Raw genomic sequence first — 24295 nt, forward strand, 5'->3', positions numbered from 1 at the left:
TTTGCAAAAAAAAATTGCCTAGAACGACTAGGCTGGCCAGTTTTGGTATATCTGGGTCAATACTTCAGCAGCTTTCTCTTTGTCTGCAAAAGTATTGTTTGCATTAAACAAAGCAATGGTATTGCTTGAACCCACAGAATTAAGTTTTAAAACATAGGTGGTATTGTCAAGTTTAAATGTCACCTCAGTCACATTTTTACTTTCACCCACAACGTTGTAATTTAAACTACTCAATGTGGCTAATGCATACTGCCAAATTATAGCAGAATCTCCATCAACTTTGAGCAATGGATTGCCATTTCCATCGGTTAAAAGTTGTGGGCGACCTGCGCTTGCAGATGCATTATTGTTACTTTGTTCAACAGAATTTGCTGGTGTAGACGCTGGACGAGGTACGTCATAGCGGTTGCCGCGCTTATTTTCAAACTTAGGTGCATGTTGAATCGCAAGCGGGTCAACCACTGGAGCAGGATATAATGGCGTTGCAGGTCTAACAGTTGCGCCTTCAGGATATTTAAGCTGCTCTACATCAGTTGTATTTTTATAATCCAAAGAACCATTTTTGATCCCAAGTGAACTACAACCCGCTAAGCTCAAAGCTGAAAGGGCAAGGGTTAAACCAAAACGTAATCGCATAATACTAAGCTCTTATTAAATGACACCCGCTGCTTTGAGTTCTTCACGCAGAGGAGTGCGGTATTGTTCTGCAAGCGGAGTTAATGGTAGGCGGATACCTGTACCAATTAATCCCATTTCATGTAATGCCCATTTCACTGGAATTGGGTTCGATTCACAAAATAGAATATTGTTTAATTTTGCAACTTGTGCATCTTTTGCTTTTGCGTCATCCATTTGACCCGCAATTGCAGCAGCACACAGTTCGCTCATGATTTTCGGTGCAACATTGGCAGTAACAGAGATATTTCCTTTTGCACCCACTGCAATAAGGTCACATGCTGTTGCGTCATCTCCTGAATACACCACCATGTCTTTGCCTTTTAGACCATCAATCAGCGCTTTACCACGAGGTACATCACCCGTTGCGTCTTTAATCGCAACAATATGAGGAATATCCGCCAAACGAATCACCGTTTCATTTTGCATATCTACACCTGTACGACCTGGTACATTATACAAAATAATAGGTAAATCAACAGCTTCAGCTACAGCCTTATAATGTTGATATAAGCCTTCTTGGGTGGGTTTATTATAATAAGGGGTCACTAACAGTGCTGCGTCTGCACCGAGTTGTTTTGCTTCTTTGGTGAGCTCAATCGCTTCGTGTGTTGAGTTTGCACCAGTACCGGCAATAATGGGGATACGTTTATTGGCAACACGGATAATTTCTTTAATTACTTCTGTGTGTTCTGCCATGCTAAGAGTAGAGGCTTCGCCAGTTGTACCGACTGCCACAATACTATTAGTGCCTTGTTCTATGTGCCACTCAACGAGCTTCTCGAGACCCTTCCAATCTACGCTGCCATCTTCTAACATTGGGGTGACGATTGCGACAATTGAGCCTTGAATCTGTGCTTGCTGAGTCATTTTGAAAAAATATCCTATGTGTCCACCCGCATATACTGATTTAAAAATAAGATCGGGATGGTTGCAGTATTTTGATTTGAGCAAAATACAATCATGCTTTGCGATTGAGTAATGCTTATGCAAATTATGACTGATTCAGCGATTGAGAACAATATGCTTTAGTCAAAGCAATGAAAAACTTTATAAAAAGCAACAAATACAACACATGTGAGTTTGTCGTTGGTGCATGTCTAAAATACTCTCACTTTTTATCATTTATACATATTATAAAAACTAAAATTCAATTTTAAAAAATCATTTGATCCCTAATTATTGTGATAGAGGTTGTATTTTAAGATGAAATACTGATTGTATAAGATGATTTTTGACTTAAATAACAGCGAAAAAAGATCATCACTGTGTCTAACTTAGACTGTGATTGATCGTTTTTAGTTATAGGCTCTGTATAGGATGTTATTACCCTATGAGAATTTGTTAAAAATAATGCAGTGATTCTTGAGCTAAATGGTTGGGTTTTTAATCAAATTATTGTTTTTATGACTATATTGATTTTTAAATAAAATGGACTATTTTGAGTTTTCCGTTTATTTCCATTACTTGTTCTAACACTTATTGCTAGTTATTCCATTTTTGCTTGTACGGGATGATGCGATCTTCATGATCCAGCAGCATCTATACAAGGATTTTCAAAGATGGATATATCGGTTAGGCAACAGGATAAAAAACATTCTACAGTTACGGTATTGATTTGTTTTTTGATCGCAGTTATCGAGGGTTTGGATATTCAGGCGGCAGGGATTGCGGCTGCGGGTATCCGTGAGTATTTTGGCTTAGATAGTAGTCAATTAGGTATTTTCTTTAGTGCAGGGATTTTGGGTCTATTGCCTGGCGCTTTGCTGGGTGGTCGTTTTGCTGATCGGATTGGTCGTAAAAAAGTTCTGATCTGGTCAACTGCTGTATTTGCGATTTTTACTTTATGCACGGTATGGGTAAATAGTTTTCAAAGTTTATTGGTCGTACGCTTTTTAGCAGGTGCAGGCTTAGGCGCTGCAATGCCAATTTTGATCACTTTAGCATCAGAAGCGGTTTCACCAGCAAATCGTGGTCGAGCAGTAGGATTAATGTATTGTGGTATGCCAGTGGGTGCTGCGATTTTGTCTTTGGTGGCAAGTACCAGTTTTGGTGCTGAATGGAAAAATATTTTCTATTTAGGTGGTTTGCTACCGATCATCGTCATTCCAATCATGATTCTATTTTTGCCAGAGTCTAAAGAATATTTAAAAGCACAAGAAAAAGTGGGTACAGGTGCTGCAGAACCACAAGCGACATTTAAAGATTTATTTAATACACAAAATCTAGCACGTACAATACTGATTTGGGTAAGTTACTTCTTTACCTTGATGGTGGTGTACATCATGCTAAGTTGGTTGCCTTCACTCTTTACAGAGCTTGGTTTTACTCGTAAAGAGGGTGCAACGGCACAGTTTTATTTTATGGTGAGTGCAACGATTGGTACGGTTATTTTAGGGATGCTGACGGATCGTTGGAAAAAAGCTTACGTTATTATTTTAATGTATGGAGGCATTTTAGCAGGTTTATTTGCGCTGAATATGGCAAGTTCACTTACGCAAATGTACTTGGCTTCTGCATTGGTGGGTGCTTTCGTGATTGGTTGTCAAGGCGTGTTATATGCGTTTGGCAGTATCGTCTACCCAACTGAAGTACGTGGTACGGGTGTGGGTATGGCTTCGGCAGTCGGACGGATTGGTGCGATGTTAGGACCCACGATAGCAGGTCAGTTACTCGCAGCAGGTTTTGGTGCAGCAGGGGTAATTTCAGCAGCGATTCCATGTATTGTGATTTCAGCAATCTTTATGTTGATTTTGATTCGTCGTTTGAAAGCTTAATTAAACAAGATGCTTTGATCTGAATAAAACTCGCAGTGATGCGGGTTTTTTTATGGCTTAAATGGTCTGAAAATTTGGGTGGATTACAATTCACGTTCATTTTTACGATATGTTAAAGTGCATGAAACAGGATTTTTAAGATAAATACGATGCAAAAAAATTCAGTACTGATTGTGGTTGATGTACAAAATGGATTCACTACAGGTGGAAACCTTGCTGTTGCCAATGCTGAACAAATTATTCCTTTGATTAATCAACTGATTTTAAAGTTTAAGAATGTGGTTTTGACACAGGATTGGCATCCTCATAATCATATTTCTTTTGCTGAAAATCATGTCAATAAAAAAGCCTATGATACTATCCAAGTGAATTATGGCACACAAGTTTTATGGCCAAGTCATTGTGTACAAGGCACACAGGATGCAGATTTTCATCCTGATTTAGAGATTACGACTGCCCAATTGATTATCCGCAAAGGTGTTGATTCTCAGATTGATAGTTATTCTGCTTTTATGGAAGCAGATCGTAAAACGACCACAGGTTTGGCAGGTTATTTAAAAGAGCGAGGTATTGACACGGTTTATATCGTGGGTATTGCAACGGATTTTTGTGTGGCATGGTCGGCAATAGATGCTGCAAAATTAGGTTTTGAAACTTATGTGATTTCGGATGCAACCAAAGCGATTGACTTGCATGGTTCATTGCAACATGCATGGCAAGAGATGTTAGCAAATGGGGTAAGGCGGACAGTATCTCCACATATTTTACAGAGTGGGCAAGATTAAAACTAAAAAATGCTTAATTCTATTTTTAATATAGTGAAATGATGCAGTGTTGCTGACAGCGTTCAGTATTTTGACTGAACCTGTTGGCTTAGCAGCTTAAAAGACCATGAATTAGGGATGATTTTTGATGACAGCCTTTTTGCGCTTCACCCAATTTATTCAAAAAACTTTTGCTTTATGGGTGGTGCTTTTTGCAGGTATTGCAATGTTGCTCCCTGACGCTTTTGTTTGGCTAAAAGCCTATATTACATGGATGCTAGGTATTATCATGTTTGGTATGGGCATGACCATGACTGTGAATGACTTTAAAGGAGTATTACAAAGTCCCAAAGCAGTCGGTATTGGGGTGTTGGCTCAGTTTATCGTGATGCCAAGTTTGGCTTATATTTTGTGTAAGTTGTTTCAATTACCTGCTGAGATTGCGGTAGGCGTGATTTTGGTAGGATGCTGTCCAGGGGGAACAGCTTCGAATGTGATTACCTACATGGCAAAAGGCAATACGGCTTTGTCTGTGGCATGTACTTCAGTATCGACTTTACTTGCGCCGATATTAACACCTGCGATTTTTTATTTATTGGCAAGCCAATGGTTAAAAATCGATGCTGCATCCATGTTTATATCTATTTTACAAGTGGTGTTAGTTCCGATCATTTTAGGACTAATGACACGTTCAGTATTAAAACAAAAAGTAGAGCAATATATTCAAGTGATGCCTTTGATTTCTGTCGTAGCAATTGTAGCAATCGTGGCAGCAATTATTGCGGGCAGTAAAGCAGCCATTTTACAGTCTGGCGCTTTAATTCTGGCTGTGGTGATTTTACATAATGCTTTGGGGTATTTGTTCGGCTTTTGGGCAAGTCGCTTGTTTCAACTGCCTTATGCAGATAGCAAAGCCGTGGCAATCGAGGTAGGAATGCAAAACTCTGGCTTAGGTGTTGCACTGGCGGCGTTACATTTCGCAGCATCTCCTGTCACTGCTGTGCCCAGTGCGATTTTTAGTTTATGGCATAATATTTCCGGTCCTGCTTTAGCGACTTATTGGGCGAGTAGAAATGCGAAAGATATACTGAATGAAAAGTGACCCCCTAGTCGCATGATGTAATTTATTGATAGAGCGCATTTTGCGCTCTTTTTATCAGCAGCATAAAAGTTTCTATGGTGAGGTTCATTGATTGAGAAATTCATTTTCCGTCATGACAACAAAACCATGCTGTTGTAACAACGCAGTAGTGACGCCCACCCCTTGAATTTTTTCTCCTGTAAATGAACCATTATAAATAAAATCTGAACCACAAGAGGGGCTATTGGACTTTAAAATAACATGGCTGACTTGGTGGTGTTGCGCCAATGCTAAAGTTGCTTTCGCACCCTGTATAAATTCATCACTGACATCTTGTCCGTGTGATGTGATGACCTGTGCTTTTCCTGCCAAGACATCAAAACCGTTGCCACCTCGAATTTCTGCCGCTAAGCGTGGTGTGGATAAACCACCTGAAATCTCAGGACAAATACAAATAGCTCGCTGCTGTTCGATCAGTTGTTTTAAGGCGAGATGTAAACAGTTTTTTGCATCGTAACGGACATTTTCACCAACTAGACAAGCACTGATTAAATATTTCATAGCGTATTTATTCTATTTCAATTAAAAGTAAAGGTTGATGATCAAGCTGTGATCATATTAATTTTATTGAGAAACTGTTAATTCTATTTTAATGAAAAAATTTAAAATAAATAACTGTTTTAAGTCTAAAAATACTGTTTAGAAATAATAAATTTTTTCTTATCATAAATTAAACAGTAGATATTAATACTTTTTTAATTATGAATTGTAAGGTATTTAAAATTTTTAAATTTGGTTATTAAATAATCTCTAAGAGTGATGAGTAAATCAATGTTTTTTATGATTTTTATCACATTTTTTATAATAAATGAATATTGGTTTTATAAAGTCTGATAAATATTTAAAGTTTGGGTTTTGTTTTAATCAATCTATGATTTAATCGGTGGGATTTTACTGGATTGATTTTTAAATTGATAATCATGATGTTGATTTCAATGTAAGTACTCTGAGCTAAACTGTTTACAATATTAAACTTTAATCAGGAAATGGTTTTTTATTTTTAGATGAATATGCAATATACATCGGAAAATTTTGATTAAGTATTACAGAGAATTCAATATTATTTCTAGGTACAGTTTACACATGTGTAAAGCGAAATATTTCACATTTTCTCTTAAAAAATTGAGTACTTGTATTGGGCTAAGTCTAAGTTTAAACAGTATCGTTTATGCAGAAACTCAGTCTGGTTATTTTCAAGATATTCAACACAATATAGGCAATTTAATTCGTCCTAAAACCGATGAGTCTTTTAGTACGGTGCAATTCAGTCAGTTGTCTAATTTTCAAGTTCAGCCTGATCCGCTTTATCAGCAATTGCCTGTAGTGGGTGCACGTCCTGATGCTAATACTCCTGCGGTGTTGAACAACGCTTATTCTTCAGCAGAAGTCCAAAGCCGTTTGAGCTTACAAGAAGCGATACAGATTGCGGTAAAACGTAATCCTGTCATTTCTCAAGCATTGGCAAATCTAGCGGCACAAAATGCCAATATTGATGTAGCGAAGGCGCAATATTATCCACAGTTAAAAGCAGGGTTAAGTACGGGTGATTTTACTTCAAGTGATCGCGGGCGTCAGTTATACACTGTTGAAGCCAATCAATTGCTTTATGATTTTGGTAAAGTGAAATCGAGTGTTGATACACAGAAAAATAAATTAGAAGCCGAACAAGCCAATGTTTTGTTAAATATTGATGAGATTGCGACACAAACTGCACGTTCAATTATTGCCGTGTTACGTTATCGGGTATTGTTGAGTATTGCTCAAGATCAAGTAAAAGGTGTCAGCCGTTTACATGAAATTGCGCGTTTGCGTTCGGATGCAGGCATTAGTAGCTATGCCGATCCTGTGCAGGCGCAAAGTTATGTGGAATATGCCAAAACCTATTTATTGACACAGCAAAATAAATTGCGCCAAGAAGAACAAAAACTGAGAACGTTATTGGGCTTTGAGGTCAGTCGTACAGATTTTATTATTCATGACGAATTCTTAAAAAAATCAGATCTTTATAATACACCTCAATTAAATACCATTCCTAGCATGATTGCTGCTCAAGCAGAAATTGAAGTTGCCAAAAGTCAGAAAAAACAAACAGAATTGAGTCGTTATCCGACGGTTTCATTGACAGCGTCTTTAAATCAGGCATTGAATGGTAAAAATCCAAATACAGGCAAACAAGACGATACCGATAGCTCGATTGGTATCTCAATGAGTAGTAATTTTTATCAAGGTGGTGCAGTCAGTTCACAGATTCGTTCAGCTACTTATGCAGAACAAGCGGCACGTTCTAAGCTCAATGCAACTTATTTAAATATCATGGATTCTAGCCAAATTGCCCGTGAAAATATTGAAAATATGGACAAGCAAATTTGGGTGTTGATTGATCGTGAACGTTCAACAGCAAAAACCCGTGAGTTATATGAAGAGCAATATAAATTGGGTAAACGTTCGATTTTAGATTTGTTGAGTTCTGAACAATCCTTTCATAGTTCTCGGGCTGAACGTGAATCTGCTCGCTACGATATTTATGACATGCTGGCAATGTATATCAATGTAATGGGTAAGAGTCGAGATATTTACCAACTTAATAATACGAAAATTCAAGGGTTTGAAGTACAGCAATGAACCACACACTCAATTATCAGCCTTGGCTACAAGCCATTTTAACGGTTGCTCAACATTATCGTATTCAGCCTTCAGAAGAGCAGATACGCTTACAATTAGATTGGAATAAGTATCAGAATATTGAAGATTTATTGCAAATTGTGACCAAGCAATTGGGTCTAAATTATCGCCGTGCTGAGTTCTCAACGGATGTACTCAATCCTTGGCGTTTACCTGTGGTCATCGAGTTTCAAGATGGTCAAGTAGCTGTGATTGAAAAGGTCGACCAACAAGGTAATGCCAGTTTGCAGCTCAGTGGTGATCAGGGCTTATCACAAACATTTGATCTCAAAGCATTGCAGGAAAATGCCAAACAGATTTTTATTTTCCGACCTGAAAGCTCTATTCCCGATGCACGTGTGGATGAATATATTAAGCCTTATGAGCAAAGTTGGTTTTGGGATATTGTCCTCAAAGATTGGAAGCGTTATACCGATATCATGCTCGCATCCATGGTGGCCAATATTTTGGCATTGGCAACCATTATCTTTTCGATGCAAGTCTATGACCGTGTCGTGCCTTCGCAGTCGATTCCGACTTTATGGGTATTGGCAGGTGGTGTGCTGATCGCTGCTATTTTTGAATTTACGTTGCGTGTGGCACGGGTGTATTTGTCGGATATTATTGGTAAACGTGCGGATTTAAAAATATCAGATCGTGTCTTCGGGCATGCGTTGCGTATTCGTAATAAAGACCGCTCTAAATCAACAGGTTCTTTTATTTCACAGATTCGTGAATTAGAAGGCGTACGTGAGTTGGTGACTTCGACTACCATCAGTGCAATGGCAGATTTACCATTTTTCTTATTATTCCTTGCGATTTTCTGGATTATTGGGGGCAATCTTTTTTGGGTGATGTTGGTTGTTGTCCCACTCATGGTTATTCCAGGAATTTTGGCACAAAAAAAACTGGCTCAACTTGCTCAAGAAGGTATGCGTGAAGGGGCAATCCGTAATGCGATTTTGGTTGAAGCGGTACAGGGTATTGAAGATATTAAATTATTACGTGCCGAAGCTCGATTTCAAAATCAATGGAATCACATGAATGAAGTGTCTGCGGACATCAGTATGCGACAACGTAAAATTACGGGTTGGCTCAATGCCTGGACGCAAAAAATCCAAGGTCTGACTTATGCCATTGTAGTGTTAGTGGGGTGTTTTGCCGTAATGAAAGGTGATATGACTACAGGGGCATTGGTGGCATGTTCGATTTTATCATCACGTATGCTTGGCCCGATTGCACAAATTACAGGTGTATTAGGACGTTGGCAGCAAGCCAAAGTAGCAAAACAAGGTTTAGATGAGTTAATGAAAAAACCTGTGGATCGTCCTGATCGTGCACAACTGATTCATCGTAAAGTGATTTTAGGTAATTATGAGTTTAAAGGGGTGGTGTTCAAATATACTGAAGATGACCCTCGTCCTTCTTTGGTGATTCCTCAACTCAAAATTAATGCAGGGGAGAAAATTGCGATTTTAGGTCGTAATGGTGCAGGAAAATCAACTTTATTACAGCTTTTGGCAGGTATGCAAATTCCTGAGCAAGGTAAAATCAGCCTTGATGGGGTAGATCAATCGTTGATTGATCCTGATGATATTCGCCGTGATATGACGTTGTTGAATCAAAATGCACAACTTTTTTACGGGACGATTCGTGAAAATTTAACTTTGGGCGCACCATTAGCCACTGATCAAGACATTCTTAATGCTTTAAAAATAACCAATGCACTCGATATTGTGGAACAGAAAAAAGAAGGTTTGGATCATATTGTTTTAGAAGGTGGTACAGGCTTTTCGGGTGGTCAACGCCAATCTTTGTTATTAACACGTTCAATTTTACGTAATCCAAATATTTTACTGCTTGATGAGCCTACTGCCGCATTGGATGATGTGTCTGAACGGAGTTTGATTGAGCATTTAAAGCAATGGGCGGCACATCGTACCTTGATTGTAGCGACCCATCGCCCTGCGGTATTGCAGTTGGTCGATCGTATTATTGTGATTCATGATGGAAAAATTGTGAAAGATGGTCCTCGTGATGAAATTTTGAATCCGCATCAAAATAATGCAGGAGGCACTTCAGTATGAGTTCAGCACAATTACCTGAAAATAATACAAAACAAGACAATGGCTTCGATACATTAAAGCGTCCAAGTAATCCTTCTGCACTCAAATTTTCTGAGCCTCCTCTACCCAAAGCTAGTTTAGTCATTTGGATTGTGGCGCTTGGTTTGGCTGCTTTTATTGTTTGGGCATGTATGTTCAAACTCGAAGAAGTTTCGACAGGTACAGGTAAAGTGATCCCATCATCAAAAGAACAAACCATTCAGTCTTTAGATGGTGGCGTGGTGACTAAACTTGAAGTGAAAGAGGGTGATATTGTTGAAAAAGGGCAAATCCTTGCACAAATCGATCCGACTCGTTTTGAATCACAAGTCGGTGAAAGTTTAAGTAAACTACGTGCGATGCAGGCAACGGCAGCACGTTTAGAAGCTGAAGTGAATGGCACACGTTTAAGCTTTCCAAAAGAAGTGCGCGATATTCCAAATTTGGTGAATGAAGAAACAGCACTTTATACCTCTAGACGTTCAAATTTGGAGGAGTCGATTGCAGGTTTACGCCATGCCTTATCTTTGGTGCAAAATGAATTACAGATGACAGAACCTTTGGTAGCCAAAGGCGCTGCATCAGAAGTTGAAGTATTGCGTTTAAAACGAGATATTAATAATTTTGAAAATCAAATCAATGACAAGCGTAATGATTATTATGTGAAAGCACGGGAAGAACTCGCCAAAGCCAATGCCGATATTAAGTCTTTACAACAAGTAGTGACTGGTCGAAATGACTCAGTCAAACGTTCTGTATTTTATGCACCTGTACGTGGGGTAGTGAAAGAGTTAGCGATTACGACCATTGGGGGTGTCATTCCACAAAATGGTAAACTGATGACCTTAGTGCCTTTGGATGAAAAACTACTGATTGAAGCACGTATTTCTCCACGTGATATTGCGTTTATCCATCCTGGGCAAGCTGCTTTAGTCAAAATTACAGCGTATGATTATTCAATTTATGGTGGATTAGACGGTAAAGTCGTGGTGATTTCCCCGGATACAATACGTGATGAAGTCAAACAAGATCAGTTCTATTATCGAGTATATATCCGTACTGATGCTGATAAATTGGTTAATAAAGCAGGACAAAGCTTTGCCATTACGCCAGGTATGGTTGCAACAGTTGATATTCGTACTGGGCAAAAAACCATTATGGAATATTTATTAAAACCATTTAATAAAGCCCAAGAAGCGCTCAGAGAAAGATAAATAAAGCAGGATATTTTTAAAAGAAAAGTCAGCATTTAATGCTGGCTTTTTTTATGTTTAATATATCGGTAAAGCATAAGTCAGTATTTAAATGTAAATATATTATTAATAAAAATTATGCATAATAAAAAATATATTTGTAGTGGTTTTATTATTTGCATAAAAATGTATAATTGCTCACATAATTATTTGATTTAAAAAAGTGTAAATAATTGAAAAAATAATATTTAATTTAAATTTTAAAGATTTTTAAATTAATCTAATACCATTAACCTTTTTAAGGTTTTAATTGAGAGTAAATTATTGATAAATATATAAATATTTATTTAAAAATTTTCATAAATATTTAATATTTTACAAATGTATTTTATAAAATATTAATATTAATATTAATATTTTTTAACTGTTTGTTAATTTATATTAAATTGGTATTTTTTTTGTGTGATTTTAATATAAAAATATTATGCTAACATTTTAAAATATTTTTTTAGTCAGTGCTTAACTGATAACGGTGATTTTAAAATGCTTAATATATCAGTAGTGTCTAAACACACATGGAATTCAATTGATATTACGAATCCAAGTTTTTCTTTAAATGAATCTTCTGTTGTTGTATTAAAATGTCGTAAAGAAGAAATACAGAATATTGAAAAAAATGGTAATCATTTAATTGTTACTTTAAAAAACGGTGAAGTAATTCAAATTGAAAACTTCTTTGTTTTAGATAATAGCTTAGTTCTAGAAAATAATAATGAGTTACTTTGGGTGCAATTTAATGATTTAAATCATGTTGCATTAGATACTATTAATTATGCTGGTCTTGAGCGGATTGAACCTTTGCTATACGAGGATGCCACAGGAGTATTGCCTTTTGCAGCAGGTGTAGCTGGTGCAATTGCTACAGGAGCATGGATTGCAAACAACTCTGATCATGAGAAAAATTATAACAATCAAGATACGACTGCTCCAGATGCACCCACAGATGTAGTGATCAGTGCAGACGGCACAACGGTGACAGGAAAAGCTGAAGCAGGCGCTACAGTTGAAATCAAAGACAAAGATGGGAATGTTCTAGGTTCAGGTACAGCCGATCAAGATGGTAATTTCACTGTTGAATTAGAAGAACCTTTAACCAATGGTGAAAAGGTAGAGGTTACCGCCAAAGACCCTTCAGGCAATGTATCAGATAAAACAGAAGTTACCGCACCTGATACGACTGCTCCAGATGCACCCACAGATGTGGTGATCAGTGCAGACGGCACAACGGTGACAGGAAAAGCTGAAGCAGGCGCTACAGTTGAAATCAAAGACAAAGATGGGAATGTTCTAGGTTCAGGTACAGCCGATCAAGATGGTAATTTCACTGTTGAATTAGAAGAACCTTTAACCAATGGTGAAAAGGTAGAGGTTACCGCCAAAGACCCTTCAGGCAATGTATCAGATAAAACAGAAGTTACCGCACCTGATACGACTGCTCCAGATGCACCCACAGATGTAGTGATCAGTGCAGACGGCACAACGGTGACAGGAAAAGCTGAAGCAGGCGCTACAGTTGAAATCAAAGACAAAGATGGGAATGTTCTAGGTTCAGGTACAGCCGATCAAGATGGTAATTTCACTGTTGAATTAGAAGAACCTTTAACCAATGGTGAAAAGGTAGAGGTTACCGCCAAAGACCCTTCAGGCAATGTATCAGATAAAACAGAAGTTACCGCACCTGATGTGAATGGATCTACCGGTGAAACCGGACCTACTGGTGAGACCGGATCTACTGGCGAAACTGGCTCTACCGGTGAAACTGGCTCTACCGGCGAAACTGGCTCTACTGGCGAAACTGGCTCTACCGGTGAAACTGGCTCTACTGGCGAAACTGGCTCTACCGGTGAAACTGGCTCTACTGGCGAAACCGGATCTACCGGTGAAACTGGCTCTACTGGCGAAACTGGCTCTACCGGCGAAACCGGATCAACGGGCGAAACTGGCTCTACTGGCGAAACCGGATCTACCGGTGAAACTGGCTCTACTGGCGAAACTGGCTCTACCGGCGAAACCGGATCTACCGGTGAAACTGGCTCTACCGGTGAAACTGGATCAACAGGCGAGACTGGCTCTACTGGTGAAACTGGCTCTACCGGTGAAACTGGCTCTACTGGTGAAACCGGATCTACTGGTGAAACTGGATCTACCGGCGAAACTGGCTCTACTGGCGAAACTGGCTCTACCGGTGAAACTGGCTCTACCGGCGAAACTGGCTCTACCGGCGAAACTGGCTCTACCGGTGAAACTGGCTCTACCGGTGAAACTGGCTCTACTGGTGAAACTGGCTCTACCGGCGAAACTGGCTCTACGGGTGAAACTGGCTCTACTGGCGAAACTGGCTCTACCGGTGAAACTGGCTCTACTGGCGAAACCGGATCAACGGGCGAAACTGGCTCTACTGGCGAAACTGGCTCTACCGGTGAAACTGGCTCTACCGGCGAAACTGGATCAACAGGCGAGACTGGCTCTACCGGTGAAACTGGCTCTACCGGCGAAACTGGCTCTACCGGTGAAACTGGCTCAACAGGCGAGACTGGCTCTACCGGCGAAACTGGCTCTACGGGTGAAACCGGACCTACTGGCGAGACTGGAGAGACCGGCTCTACCGGTGAAACTGGCTCTACCGGTGAAACTGGCTCTACCGGCGAAACTGGCTCTACGGTTGAAACCGGACCTACTGGCGAGACTGGAGAGACCGGCTCTACGGGTGAAACTGGATCAACTGGTGAAACTGGATCAACAGGCGAGACTGGCTCTACCGGCGAAACTGGATCAACTGGTGAAACCGGATCTACTGGTGAAACTGGCTCTACTGGCGAAACTGGCTCTACCGGCGAAACTGGCTCTACCGGTGAAACTGGCTCTACTGGCGAAACTGGCTCTACGGGTGAAACTGGCTCTACCGGCGAAACTGGCTCTACTGGCGAAACTGGCTCTACCGGTGAAACTGGCTCTACTGGCGAAACTGGATCTACCGGTGAAACAGGATCAACGGGTGAAACTGGATCTACCGGTGAAACAGGATCAACGGGTGAAACTGGCTCTACTGGCGAAACTGGCTCTACCGGTGAAACTGGCTCTACTGGCGAAACTGGCTCTACCGGCGAAACTGGATCTATTGGCGAAACTGGCGCTACCGGCGAAACTGGCGCTACAGGCGAGACTGGATCTACCGGCGAAACTGGCTCTACCGGTGAAACTGGCGCTACCGGCGAAACTGGATCTACTGGCGAAACTGGCGCTACCGGTGAAACTGGCTCTACCGGTGAAACTGGCTCTACCGGCGAAACTGGCTCTACCGGCGAAACTGGATCTACTGGCGAAACTGGCGCTACCGGCGAAACTGGCGCTACCGGCGAAACTGGCTCTACCGGTGAAACTGGATCTACCGGTGAAACTGGATCTACAGGCGAGACTGGATCTACCGGCGAAACTGGCTCTACCGGTGAAACTGGCGCTACCGGCGAAACTGGATCTACTGGCGAAACTGGCGCTACCGGTGAAACTGGATCTACTGGCGAAACTGGCTCTACCGGTGAAACAGGATCAACAAGTGATGTAATTGATCATATAGCCTTGGCACAAGGCGAAGACACCAATACAGATGGCAAGATCAACAAAGAAGAACTTGGTACAGATCAAAGTGTCAAAGTTGATATTGTTTTAGGTACAGATGCTAAAGTGGGTGATGTGATCACAGTCGATGGACAAGATTACAGCTTAACGCAAGCAGAACTTGATGTAGGCAAACTCAGCGTTGATGTCGTTGTACAAGAAGGCGAAAACACAATTCAAGTCAGCCATACCGATGCAGAAGGTAATGTTGATGAAAGCAGCTTGACTGTAACGGTAGATACTGTTGCAGCAGATGTTGTTGCAGATGTGAGCTTGGCACAAGGCGAAGACACCAATACAGATGGCAAGATCAACAAAGAAGAACTTGGTACAGATCAAAGTGTCAAAGTTGATATTGTTTTAGGTACAGATGCTAAAGTGGGTGATGTGATCACAGTCGATGGACAAGATTACAGCTTAACGCAAGCAGAACTTGATGTAGGCAAACTCAGCGTTGATGTCGTTGTACAAGAAGGCGAAAACACAATTCAAGTCAGCCATACCGATGCAGAAGGTAATGTTGATGAAAGCAGCTTGACTGTAACGGTAGATACTGTTGCAGCAGATGTTGTTGCAGATGTGAGCTTGGCACAAGGCGAAGACACCAATACAGATGGCAAGATCAACAAAGAAGAACTTGGTACAGATCAAAGTGTCAAAGTTGATATTGTTTTAGGTACAGATGCCAAAGTGGGTGATGTGATCACAGTCGATGGACAAGATTACAGCTTAACGCAAGCAGAACTGGATGCAGGCAAACTCAGCGTTGATGTCGTTGTACAAGAAGGCGAAAACACAATTCAAGTCAGCCATACCGATGCAGAAGGTAATGTTGATGAAAGCAGCTTGACTGTAACGGTAGATACTGTTGCAGCAGATGTTGTTGCAGATGTGAGCTTGGCACAAGGCGAAGACACCAATACAGATGGCAAGATCAACAAAGAAGAACTTGGTACAGATCAAAGTGTCAAAGTTGATATTGTTTTAGGTACAGATGCCAAAGTGGGTGATGTGATCACCGTCGATGGACAAGATTACAGCTTAACGCAAGCAGAACTGGATGCAGGCAAACTCAGCGTTGATGTCGTTGTACAAGAAGGCGAAAACACAATTCAAGTCAGTCATACCGATGCAGAAGGTAATGTTGATGAAAGCAGCTTGACTGTAACGGTAGATACTGTTGCAGCAGATGTTGTTGCAGATGTGAGCTTGGCACAAGGCGAAGACACCAATACAGATGGCAAGGTCAACAAAGAAGAACTTGGTACAGATCAAAGTGTCAAAGTTGATATTGTTTTAGGTACAGATGCTAAAGTGGGTGATGTGATCACAGTCGATGGACAAGATTACAGCTTAACGCAAGCAGAACTTGATGTAGGCAAACTCAGCGTTGATGTCGTTGTACAAGAAGGTGAAAACACAATTCAAGTCAGCCATACCGATGCAGAAGGTAATGTTGATGAAAGCAGCTTGACTGTAACGGTAGATACGGTTGCAGCAGATGTTGTTGCAGATGTGAGCTTGGCACAAGGCGAAGACACCAATACAGATGGCAAGATCAACAAAGAAGAACTTGGTACAGATCAAAGTGTCAAAGTTGATATTGTTTTAGGTACAGATGCCAAAGTGGGTGATGTGATCACAGTCGATGGACAAGATTACAGCTTAACGCAAGCAGAACTGGATGCAGGCAAACTCAGCGTTGATGTCGTTGTACAAGAAGGCGAAAACACAATTCAAGTCAGCCACACCGATGCAGAAGGTAATGTTGATGAAAGCAGCTTGACTATCACGGTAGATACGGTTGCAGCAGATGTTGTTGCAGATGTGAGCTTGGCACAAGGCGAAGACACCAATACAGATGGCAAGATCAACAAAGAAGAACTTGGTACAGATCAAAGTGTCAAAGTTGATATTGTTTTAGGTACAGATGCCAAAGTGGGTGATGTGATCACCGTCGATGGACAAGATTACAGCTTAACGCAAGCAGAACTTGATGCAGGCAAACTCAGCGTTGATGTCGTTGTACAAGAAGGCGAAAACACAATTCAAGTCAGTCATACCGATGCAGAAGGTAATGTTGATGAAAGCAGCTTGACTGTAACGGTAGATACTGTTGCAGCAGATGTTGTTGCAGATGTGAGCTTGGCACAAGGCGAAGACACCAATACAGATGGCAAGGTCAACAAAGAAGAACTTGGTACAGATCAAAGTGTCAAAGTTGATATTGTTTTAGGTACAGATGCTAAAGTGGGTGATGTGATCACCGTCGATGGACAAGATTACAGCTTAACGCAAGCAGAACTTGATGTAGGCAAACTCAGCGTTGATGTCGTTGTACAAGAAGGCGAAAACACAATTCAAGTCAGCCATACCGATGCAGAAGGTAATGTTGATGAAAGCAGCTTGACTGTAACGGTAGATACTGTTGCAGCAGATGTTGTTGCAGATGTGAGCTTGGCACAAGGCGAAGACACCAATACAGATGGCAAGATCAACAAAGAAGAACTTGGTACAGATCAAAGTGTCAAAGTTGATATTGTTTTAGGTACAGATGCCAAAGTGGGTGATGTGATCACCGTCGATGGACAAGATTACAGCTTAACGCAAGCAGAACTGGATGCAGGCAAACTCAGCGTTGATGTCGTTGTACAAGAAGGCGAAAACACAATTCAAGTCAGTCATACCGATGCAGAAGGTAATGTTGATGAAAGCAGCTTGACTGTAACGGTAGATACTGTTGCAGCAGATGTTGTTGCAGATGTGAGCTTGGCACAAGGCGAAGACACCAATACAGATGGCAAGATCAACAAAGAAGAACTTGGTACAGATCAAAGTGTCAAAGTTGATATTGTTTTAGGTACAGATGCTAAAGTGGGTGATGTGATCACAGTCGATGGACAAGATTACAGCTTAACGCAAGCAGAACTTGATGTAGGCAAACTCAGCGTTGATGTCGTTGTACAAGAAGGCGAAAACACAATTCAAGTCAGTCATACCGATGCAGAAGGTAATGTTGATGAAAGCAGCTTGACTGTAACGGTAGATACTGTTGCACCAACATTAGAGATCAGTGCAAATCCAAAAACAGTGATAGAAGGTGGAACAACAGAAATTACGTTTAATTTCAGTGAAGCTGTGGATGGTTTTGAAGAAGCTGACCTGATTGTAGTTGGTGGTAAGTTATCTAACTTTAACAAAGTAAATGAGAACACTTGGACTGCCACATTTATACAAGAAGGTTCTGAAGCACCAAGTATCACAATTACTGATGCTGTTTATTCAGATCTTGCTGGAAATGCAGGTAGAGAAAGTCAGTTTGATGCTAGCAACGGCTTTGGTCTATCGCGTCCAGTCAAACTCATTGCTGTATTTGATAATGTGGAATCTACAGGTCAAAATCCTGAATATGACAGTAGTGCTGCCAATAATGAAATGATTGTAAGCGGCGGTATTAGCAATGATAAATCGCCAACATTGGTTGGAACAGGTGAATTTGGTACAGATGTTGCAGTCGTGATTCAAAATGCTTCTGGCACATTGCATACTCTTCAAGTCCCTGTAACTGCTGATGGAACATGGTTGCTTGATTTAGCCAAAGCACCTGCGATTGAGTTAGCAGATGGTCAGTTTGAAATTGTAGTCAATGGTCAAATTTTTGAAATTGAGATTGATACACAAATTACAACACCAACATTGGAATTAGACAGTGATACATTTGCCATAGTTGATGTTAATACAGTAGTGGGCACCGACAATGATGGTATTACGTCAAATTCACAAGTGAATATCAAAGATCTTGATACAGATGCAACATGGTCTTATTCAACCAATGGTGGAAAAGATTGGACGCTAGGTACAGGCACGAGCTTTAATTTAAAAGATGGCGCTTATGCATCTGGTTCGATTGTGATCAAAGTTGAAGATGTAGCTGGTAATATCAGTGAAACAAGTAATACGCAAGCAATTACAATTGATACCTCTACACCACGTCAATTAACAGAAAGCTTAGTAGATACGGGTATTTCAAATAAAGACCGTTATACCAATGATGCAACAATCAGTGTATCAGGCATAGAATCTGGTACTCAACAATTCTACTCTTTAGATGCTGGCGTGACATGGACTGAATTTACAGGTGGTCGTTTTGAATTAACAGATGTTTCGAAAACATTTGCCAAAGATGATGTACAAATCATGCAAGTGGATGCTGCAGGCAATCAAGTGATCACGAAACTTGATGCGGTGACAATTGATTTGACACGACCAGATGCACCTACAGCAGCTTTAGGAGTAGGCAAAGACAATAATCAACTCAAGGTGAGTGGTTTAGAGTCAGAATTGAGTTCTTGGGAATATTCACTTGATGGTGGAAGCACTTGGACGATCGGTGATGCTCGAAATATCATTCCTTTAGCTGATGGTTCATACAACAGAGAAGACATTGTTTTACGTCAAACAGATAAAGCAGGTAATGTCAGTGAAGAACAGCCAATCGGCAGTGGTTCATTTGAAATAGATACAGAAGTACCTGCTGCACCAGTGATTCTAGGTGCAGAAGACAATGGAGATACACCTGTAACAAATTTGGAAAATGGTGCATTTACCAATGATACAACACCAATTCTAAAAGGACATGCACCAGCTGAGGCTGTTAAGGTTGTACTGACGATTAATGGTGAAAAATACATTGTCGCCGTGACAAATGGTGAATGGTCATTTGAGCTACCTGTTGCCAATGCACTACTAGATGGACAGTACATTATTAATGCGATTGCTTTAGATGAAGCAGGTAATCCATCACTTCAATCGAATGATTTTGTATTAAATATAGATACTCAAGCGCCTGAAAATCCTGTGATTAAGACTGTTGCTGGTGATGATAAAGTTTCATCTGCTGAAGCTGTCGATGGTGAAGTGGTGACTGGTACTGCTGAACCTTATTCAACAGTGACTGTGAAATGGGGTAATACAGAAAAGTCAGTGATGACAGATGCTTCTGGTGAATGGAGTGCATCATTTACACAAAGTGAGATACCAGCATTCCCTTCATCAGGTTTAATCACATCTAACATTACTGCGTTTACAACAGATCGTGCTGGAAATCAATCAGGTAATGTAAGCCATAATGTCGACTTAGTGAAAGGTGAGTCAATAGCAATTGCTCCAGTCACTGGTGACGATATTATTAATATTGCTGAAAAAGACTTAGGTACAGTAAAAATTTTAGGAACATTTGCTGATAAGTCTTTCTTAGATAATTCTTCATATCTCTATATCAAAGACAGTTCTGGGCAAACTATACAGTTAGGAACTCTTGTTAATTATTTACGTGTTACGAATGATACAAACTGGTCTGTTGATTTACCAAATTCCTTTGTTTCTACCTTAGAGCATGGAAAAACATATACCATAGAAGTCTATGATGAACTGACTTCTAGTAACCCATTAACCACGCGAACATTTACAACAGATTTGATCGCACCTTCAGCACCAACTGACATTGTGATCACAGATAATATCAATGCATTGGGTGAGATAGGTACAGCACAAGATTTATATGCAGTAGATAGTAATAATCAGTTGATTAAAAACCATACCAATGACAACTTGCCAACTATTTCGGGTAAAGGGCAAGAGATTGGCAATATTATTACGATTCAAGATATGCAAGGGCATATTATTGCGACAACAGTCGTGAAAGCAGATGGTACATGGAGTGTAGATTTGACCACACCATTGGTTGATGGTGTACATCGTCTACAAGTCACTGAAACAGATAAAGCGGGTAATCCATCCGATGCTGCAAAAGTTGACTTGGTGGTTGATACTGTCGCACTAGTGGTGAAACTGGATCTGATTGCAGGAAATGATGTACTAGATGCAGTAGAAGCACGTTCAGATCTTACAATTTCGGGTACAGTTTCAGTCGAAGATCCAATGCCAACATTGGTTGTAACGTTTAACGGTAAAGATTATCCAGTTGATTCTGCAAACATTGGTGCAGATGGAAAATGGACGTTAACGATTCCACAAGCGGACTTGAATGGTTTAGGTTCAGGTCAATATCTAGTGGAGGTAAATGCTACCGATGCTGCTGGTAACCTCACCACAGTCGAGAAAAACTTAATTGTTGATTTATCACAAACAGCAGAATTAAAAGAAGCTGATTATAAAGTTGAGTTGGTTGATTTGTTGGATGCTCATGGTGATCCAGTTAAAGATATCAATGGAAATATTATTCAACAATTAGTGACAACTTATCCAACGGTGCAAGGTCAGTTAGCGATTGGCGTTGGTACAGAGGTCAAACTACTTGAACCAACCAATACAACAACCAAGTTTTCGGGTGAAGATTTGGTATGGACAGTTTCTGCAGATGGTCAAACATTAACAGGAACGATTGCAGGTGAATCTCAAGCAACGCTAGAGATTACAGTGGACAGTATCACAGGTGCTTATACTGTTACCATGACCAAAGGCGCGGATCATTTGGTTGAAAATCTTGAAACGATTGAGATTCCATTTGAATTAACCAATGCGACAGGCGTAACGAATGGTAAGTTAAATGTCGTGATTCATGATGATGTGCCTGTTGTTTCTGCCCCAATGACAGTGGATTTAACGGAGGTTGGTGTTGTAAATGGTCAACTGGTTGAGAGTTTTGGTATAGACGGTGGACATCTACAAGCAGTGACGATCGAAGGCAATACTTATGTCTTTGATGCAGCAAGTAATACTGTTCAGCAGTACGGTAATGCAGATAACATTTATGCATATAGTTATTCAGACAGCACAAAACTCCTTACTGTAACAACAGTACATGGTAATACAGTGACTGTAGATATGCAGACGGGTGCGTATGAAGTTGCTGCAAATGGTATTACAGTCACACCTGAGCAAAATGAAAAACCAATGGCGAACTTAGGTAATAAAGGGGGATTGCTCGGTACTGCGAATCTCAATGTTGCAGGTCTGATTGATTTAAGTAGTAGTCAGCTTTATACCGTGAATGATGTGAACAATAATATCACTAAGGTTGTGATTAATAAGGCTGCCTTACTCAACTTAGATTTAGGTTTACATTATCAATACTCTAAAGCTTTAGCAGATGAGTTTGGTTTTGAGATCAAAACTATAGCAGCAGTGTTGATTACGCCTGCACAAATCACGATTACCTCTAAAAATGGTGTGATGGATCTAGATCGTTTAAATGAGTTTTTAGGTACTGTGAAACTTGTTTCAGGATTAGGACAAATTTTGGATGTCAAGTTACTCGCAGGTGAAGGCATTACTGCAACAGATCAAAATGGTTCACAAGGTTCAGATACTACTGTAAATGTCGCAGATGTCGGTGTACTCGCAGGTTTAGGTGAATTAGTTAAATTACAAAGTTCAGGTATTCTACAAGAGGGAACAGCAGCAGATAATATAATTTCTGGAGATCAAAGTGAGTTATCAAAAGATGACCGATTATATGGTTATGCAGGTAATGATACTTTATATGGTTTGACAGGTAATGACTTATTACGTGGTGGTGCAGGCATTGACCGACTCGAAGGTGGGGTTGGGCGTGATATTTTGATCGGTGGTCGAGGCAATGACACTCTTGTAGGTGATGATCTTGCAGATCCTACCCAACAATTCAGTGATGTATTTAAGTGGGAAGCAGACGACCAAATTCCTGATCAAGGTCAGGTGGGTATTAGTAGAGATACGGTGCTTGATTTTAATACCTCAGCCATTCGTTCAGGTGGGGACATTTTAGATCTATCTGGTCTGCTCAAAGGTGAAGGGCGTATCGGTTCAAGTACAGGTAATTTAACCAACTATTTACATTTTGTATTGATCTCAAATGCTGATGGAACGGTGAGTACAGAAATTCATATCAGTACTCAGGGTCATTATATCGGTGGATACAATGACACACTTGCAGGTAAGACAGATCAAATCATTGTGTTAGAAGGTGTTGATCTGGTTTCTAAATATTCTAATGATCAACAAATCATCAGTGAGCTGCTGAATACAGGTAAACTGGTTGTAGATTCTGCTGAGTTTGATGCAAGTGCATTAACAGATCAGAATATTAATATCTCAGCAGAGGTCGTAGATGCTGATGGTGATGTGGTCAATACGGGTGAATCTTCGATTGACACCTCAAATATTCCAGATCAAGAGTTTGATCCGAACAATGTAGCACCTGTAACACAAGCGAAAGTGGGGAGTTTACTTGGATTAATTAATTTGGATGCTTTGGGGCTGATTAATTTAAGTGACCAATATCTAACAGCGTATGATGAAAACAACAACTTAGAAAAAGTTGAAGTGAAATATCAACCAATTATTACTGTCAGTCTAACACCTTTAGAACTACATGCTTCGGAAACACTTGCAGCGGAACTTGGACTCAAAATTGTCTTGAGAAATGATGATGGTCTTTTAGGTTTGATTGCACCAAGTTCAACATTGACCATTACTGCAATTGATGGTGGCAAAATTGATAATCTTGCAGTGAATGAATTATTAAGTAGTATTTATCTGACAGCACAAGGAGGGACATTACTGACAGGTAGTGTGCTGAATCTTGATGTTATTAATAGCATTCAAATCACTGCAACGGATACACAAGGTGCTTCAAGTTCAAGTGATGTTGCACAATTGTTAGGCTTAAATCTTCTCAATGCACAGTCATTCAATAGTGCTGCGAAAAATATTATTGAAGGTGATCAACAAGCAAATATGCTTGATCACTCACTTTCAACAGAAAGTTTGCGTATCTATGGGATGGATGGCAATGACATCATTAAATCAGGTTCAGGTGATGACTTAATCCGAGGTGGTAATGGTGATGATGTCATCGATGCAGGTGCAGGTGATGATCTTATTATTGCAGGTGCGGGTAATGATCAAATCTCAGGTGGCGCAGGACATGACCTCTTGATTTTTGAATTGTTAGAAAGCTTTGATGCAACAGGTGGTAATGGTATAGATACATGGACGGATTTCCATGTTGGTGATGTGAAAACTGATGCTGATGCAGATATGATCAATATCAGTGCTTTATTGTCAGGAAGTAGCACTGATTTAAAAGATTATATCAGTGTGAAAGATGATGGTCAGGGCAATACGATTTTATCTATTGATCGTGATGGTTCAGCAGACAATACAACTTATAACCCAACAGAGTTGCTTGTTTTACAGGGTGTCACAAAAACTGATGAGTTATTAGATCAATTGATTAATAACGGTCAATTATTTTAATTTATCGCTAAATAGAAAAAGAGGGTCGAAAGAGCCTCTTTTT

10 protein-coding genes are annotated in these 24295 nt (G+C 40.2%); 7 read left to right on the forward strand and 3 right to left on the reverse strand.

The window, feature by feature from the left end; genetic code table 11:
- Positions 1–27 precede the first annotated feature (27 nt).
- Both DJ533_RS02785 and dapA read right to left on the reverse strand, forming a co-directional pair.
- Entirely contained in the window at positions 28–636 is a 609-nt protein-coding gene (locus DJ533_RS02785) for a lipoprotein-34 precursor (NlpB) (protein ID WP_065995395.1), read from the reverse strand.
- Between the two features lie 15 nt (positions 637–651).
- Positions 652–1545, reverse strand: coding sequence for a 4-hydroxy-tetrahydrodipicolinate synthase (dapA, locus tag DJ533_RS02790; protein WP_065995396.1), 894 nt, complete (start codon positions 1543–1545; stop codon positions 652–654).
- Between the two features lie 692 nt (positions 1546–2237).
- On the opposite strand from dapA, the gene mhpT reads away from it, so the two are divergent.
- The 3 genes from mhpT to DJ533_RS02805 all read left to right on the forward strand — a co-directional run bounded on the left by mhpT (position 2238) and on the right by DJ533_RS02805 (position 5318).
- Positions 2238–3452, forward strand: a complete 1215-nt coding sequence (gene mhpT, locus DJ533_RS02795) for a 3-(3-hydroxy-phenyl)propionate transporter MhpT (protein ID WP_065995397.1) — start codon at positions 2238–2240, stop codon at positions 3450–3452.
- Between the two features lie 149 nt (positions 3453–3601).
- On the forward strand, positions 3602–4237 hold the full coding sequence (gene pncA / locus DJ533_RS02800; protein ID WP_065995398.1) for a bifunctional nicotinamidase/pyrazinamidase: 636 nt from the start codon (positions 3602–3604) through the stop codon (positions 4235–4237).
- A 127-nt stretch (positions 4238–4364) separates the two neighbouring features.
- Positions 4365–5318, forward strand: coding sequence for a bile acid:sodium symporter family protein (locus DJ533_RS02805; protein ID WP_065995399.1), 954 nt, complete (start codon positions 4365–4367; stop codon positions 5316–5318).
- A gap of 84 nt (positions 5319–5402) precedes the next feature.
- Here the strand turns inward: DJ533_RS02805 and DJ533_RS02810 are convergent, their stop codons facing one another.
- Positions 5403–5858 (reverse strand): DUF523 domain-containing protein, encoded by a 456-nt coding sequence (locus DJ533_RS02810; RefSeq protein WP_065995400.1) that lies wholly within the window; start codon positions 5856–5858, stop codon positions 5403–5405.
- 582 nt (positions 5859–6440) lie between these two features.
- On the opposite strand from DJ533_RS02810, the gene DJ533_RS02815 reads away from it, so the two are divergent.
- From DJ533_RS02815 to DJ533_RS18775, 4 genes are all read left to right on the forward strand, one after another.
- Positions 6441–7979, forward strand: coding sequence for a TolC family protein (locus tag DJ533_RS02815; RefSeq protein WP_065995401.1), 1539 nt, complete (start codon positions 6441–6443; stop codon positions 7977–7979).
- On the forward strand, positions 7976–10105 hold the full coding sequence (locus DJ533_RS02820) for a type I secretion system permease/ATPase (RefSeq protein ID WP_065995402.1): 2130 nt from the start codon (positions 7976–7978) through the stop codon (positions 10103–10105). The genes DJ533_RS02815 and DJ533_RS02820 overlap by 4 nt, the downstream gene beginning before the upstream one ends.
- On the forward strand, positions 10102–11337 hold the full coding sequence (locus DJ533_RS02825) for an HlyD family type I secretion periplasmic adaptor subunit (RefSeq protein ID WP_065995403.1): 1236 nt from the start codon (positions 10102–10104) through the stop codon (positions 11335–11337). The genes DJ533_RS02820 and DJ533_RS02825 overlap by 4 nt, the downstream gene beginning before the upstream one ends.
- Before the next feature lie 522 nt (positions 11338–11859).
- On the forward strand, positions 11860–24252 hold the full coding sequence (locus DJ533_RS18775) for an Ig-like domain-containing protein (protein WP_215900544.1): 12393 nt from the start codon (positions 11860–11862) through the stop codon (positions 24250–24252).
- The last annotated feature ends 43 nt before the right edge of the window (positions 24253–24295 follow it).

The organism is Acinetobacter defluvii, from assembly GCF_001704615.3.
GTDB classification, from domain to species: domain Bacteria; phylum Pseudomonadota; class Gammaproteobacteria; order Pseudomonadales; family Moraxellaceae; genus Acinetobacter; species Acinetobacter defluvii.

Bases quoted from the DNA above. Each gene is read 5' to 3' on its own strand.
- DJ533_RS02825 (WP_065995403.1), top strand. From the start codon at position 10,102: ATGAGTTCAGCACAATTACCTGAAAATAATACAAAACAAGACAATGGC.
- DJ533_RS02815 (WP_065995401.1), top strand. From the start codon at position 6,441: ATGTGTAAAGCGAAATATTTCACATTTTCTCTTAAAAAATTGAGTACT.
- DJ533_RS02785 (WP_065995395.1), bottom strand. From the start codon at position 636: ATGCGATTACGTTTTGGTTTAACCCTTGCCCTTTCAGCTTTGAGCTTA.
- mhpT (WP_065995397.1), top strand. From the start codon at position 2,238: ATGGATATATCGGTTAGGCAACAGGATAAAAAACATTCTACAGTTACG.
- DJ533_RS02805 (WP_065995399.1), top strand. From the start codon at position 4,365: ATGACAGCCTTTTTGCGCTTCACCCAATTTATTCAAAAAACTTTTGCT.
- pncA (WP_065995398.1), top strand. From the start codon at position 3,602: ATGCAAAAAAATTCAGTACTGATTGTGGTTGATGTACAAAATGGATTC.
- DJ533_RS02820 (WP_065995402.1), top strand. From the start codon at position 7,976: ATGAACCACACACTCAATTATCAGCCTTGGCTACAAGCCATTTTAACG.
- DJ533_RS18775 (WP_215900544.1), top strand. From the start codon at position 11,860: ATGCTTAATATATCAGTAGTGTCTAAACACACATGGAATTCAATTGAT.
- dapA (WP_065995396.1), bottom strand. From the start codon at position 1,545: ATGACTCAGCAAGCACAGATTCAAGGCTCAATTGTCGCAATCGTCACC.
- DJ533_RS02810 (WP_065995400.1), bottom strand. From the start codon at position 5,858: ATGAAATATTTAATCAGTGCTTGTCTAGTTGGTGAAAATGTCCGTTAC.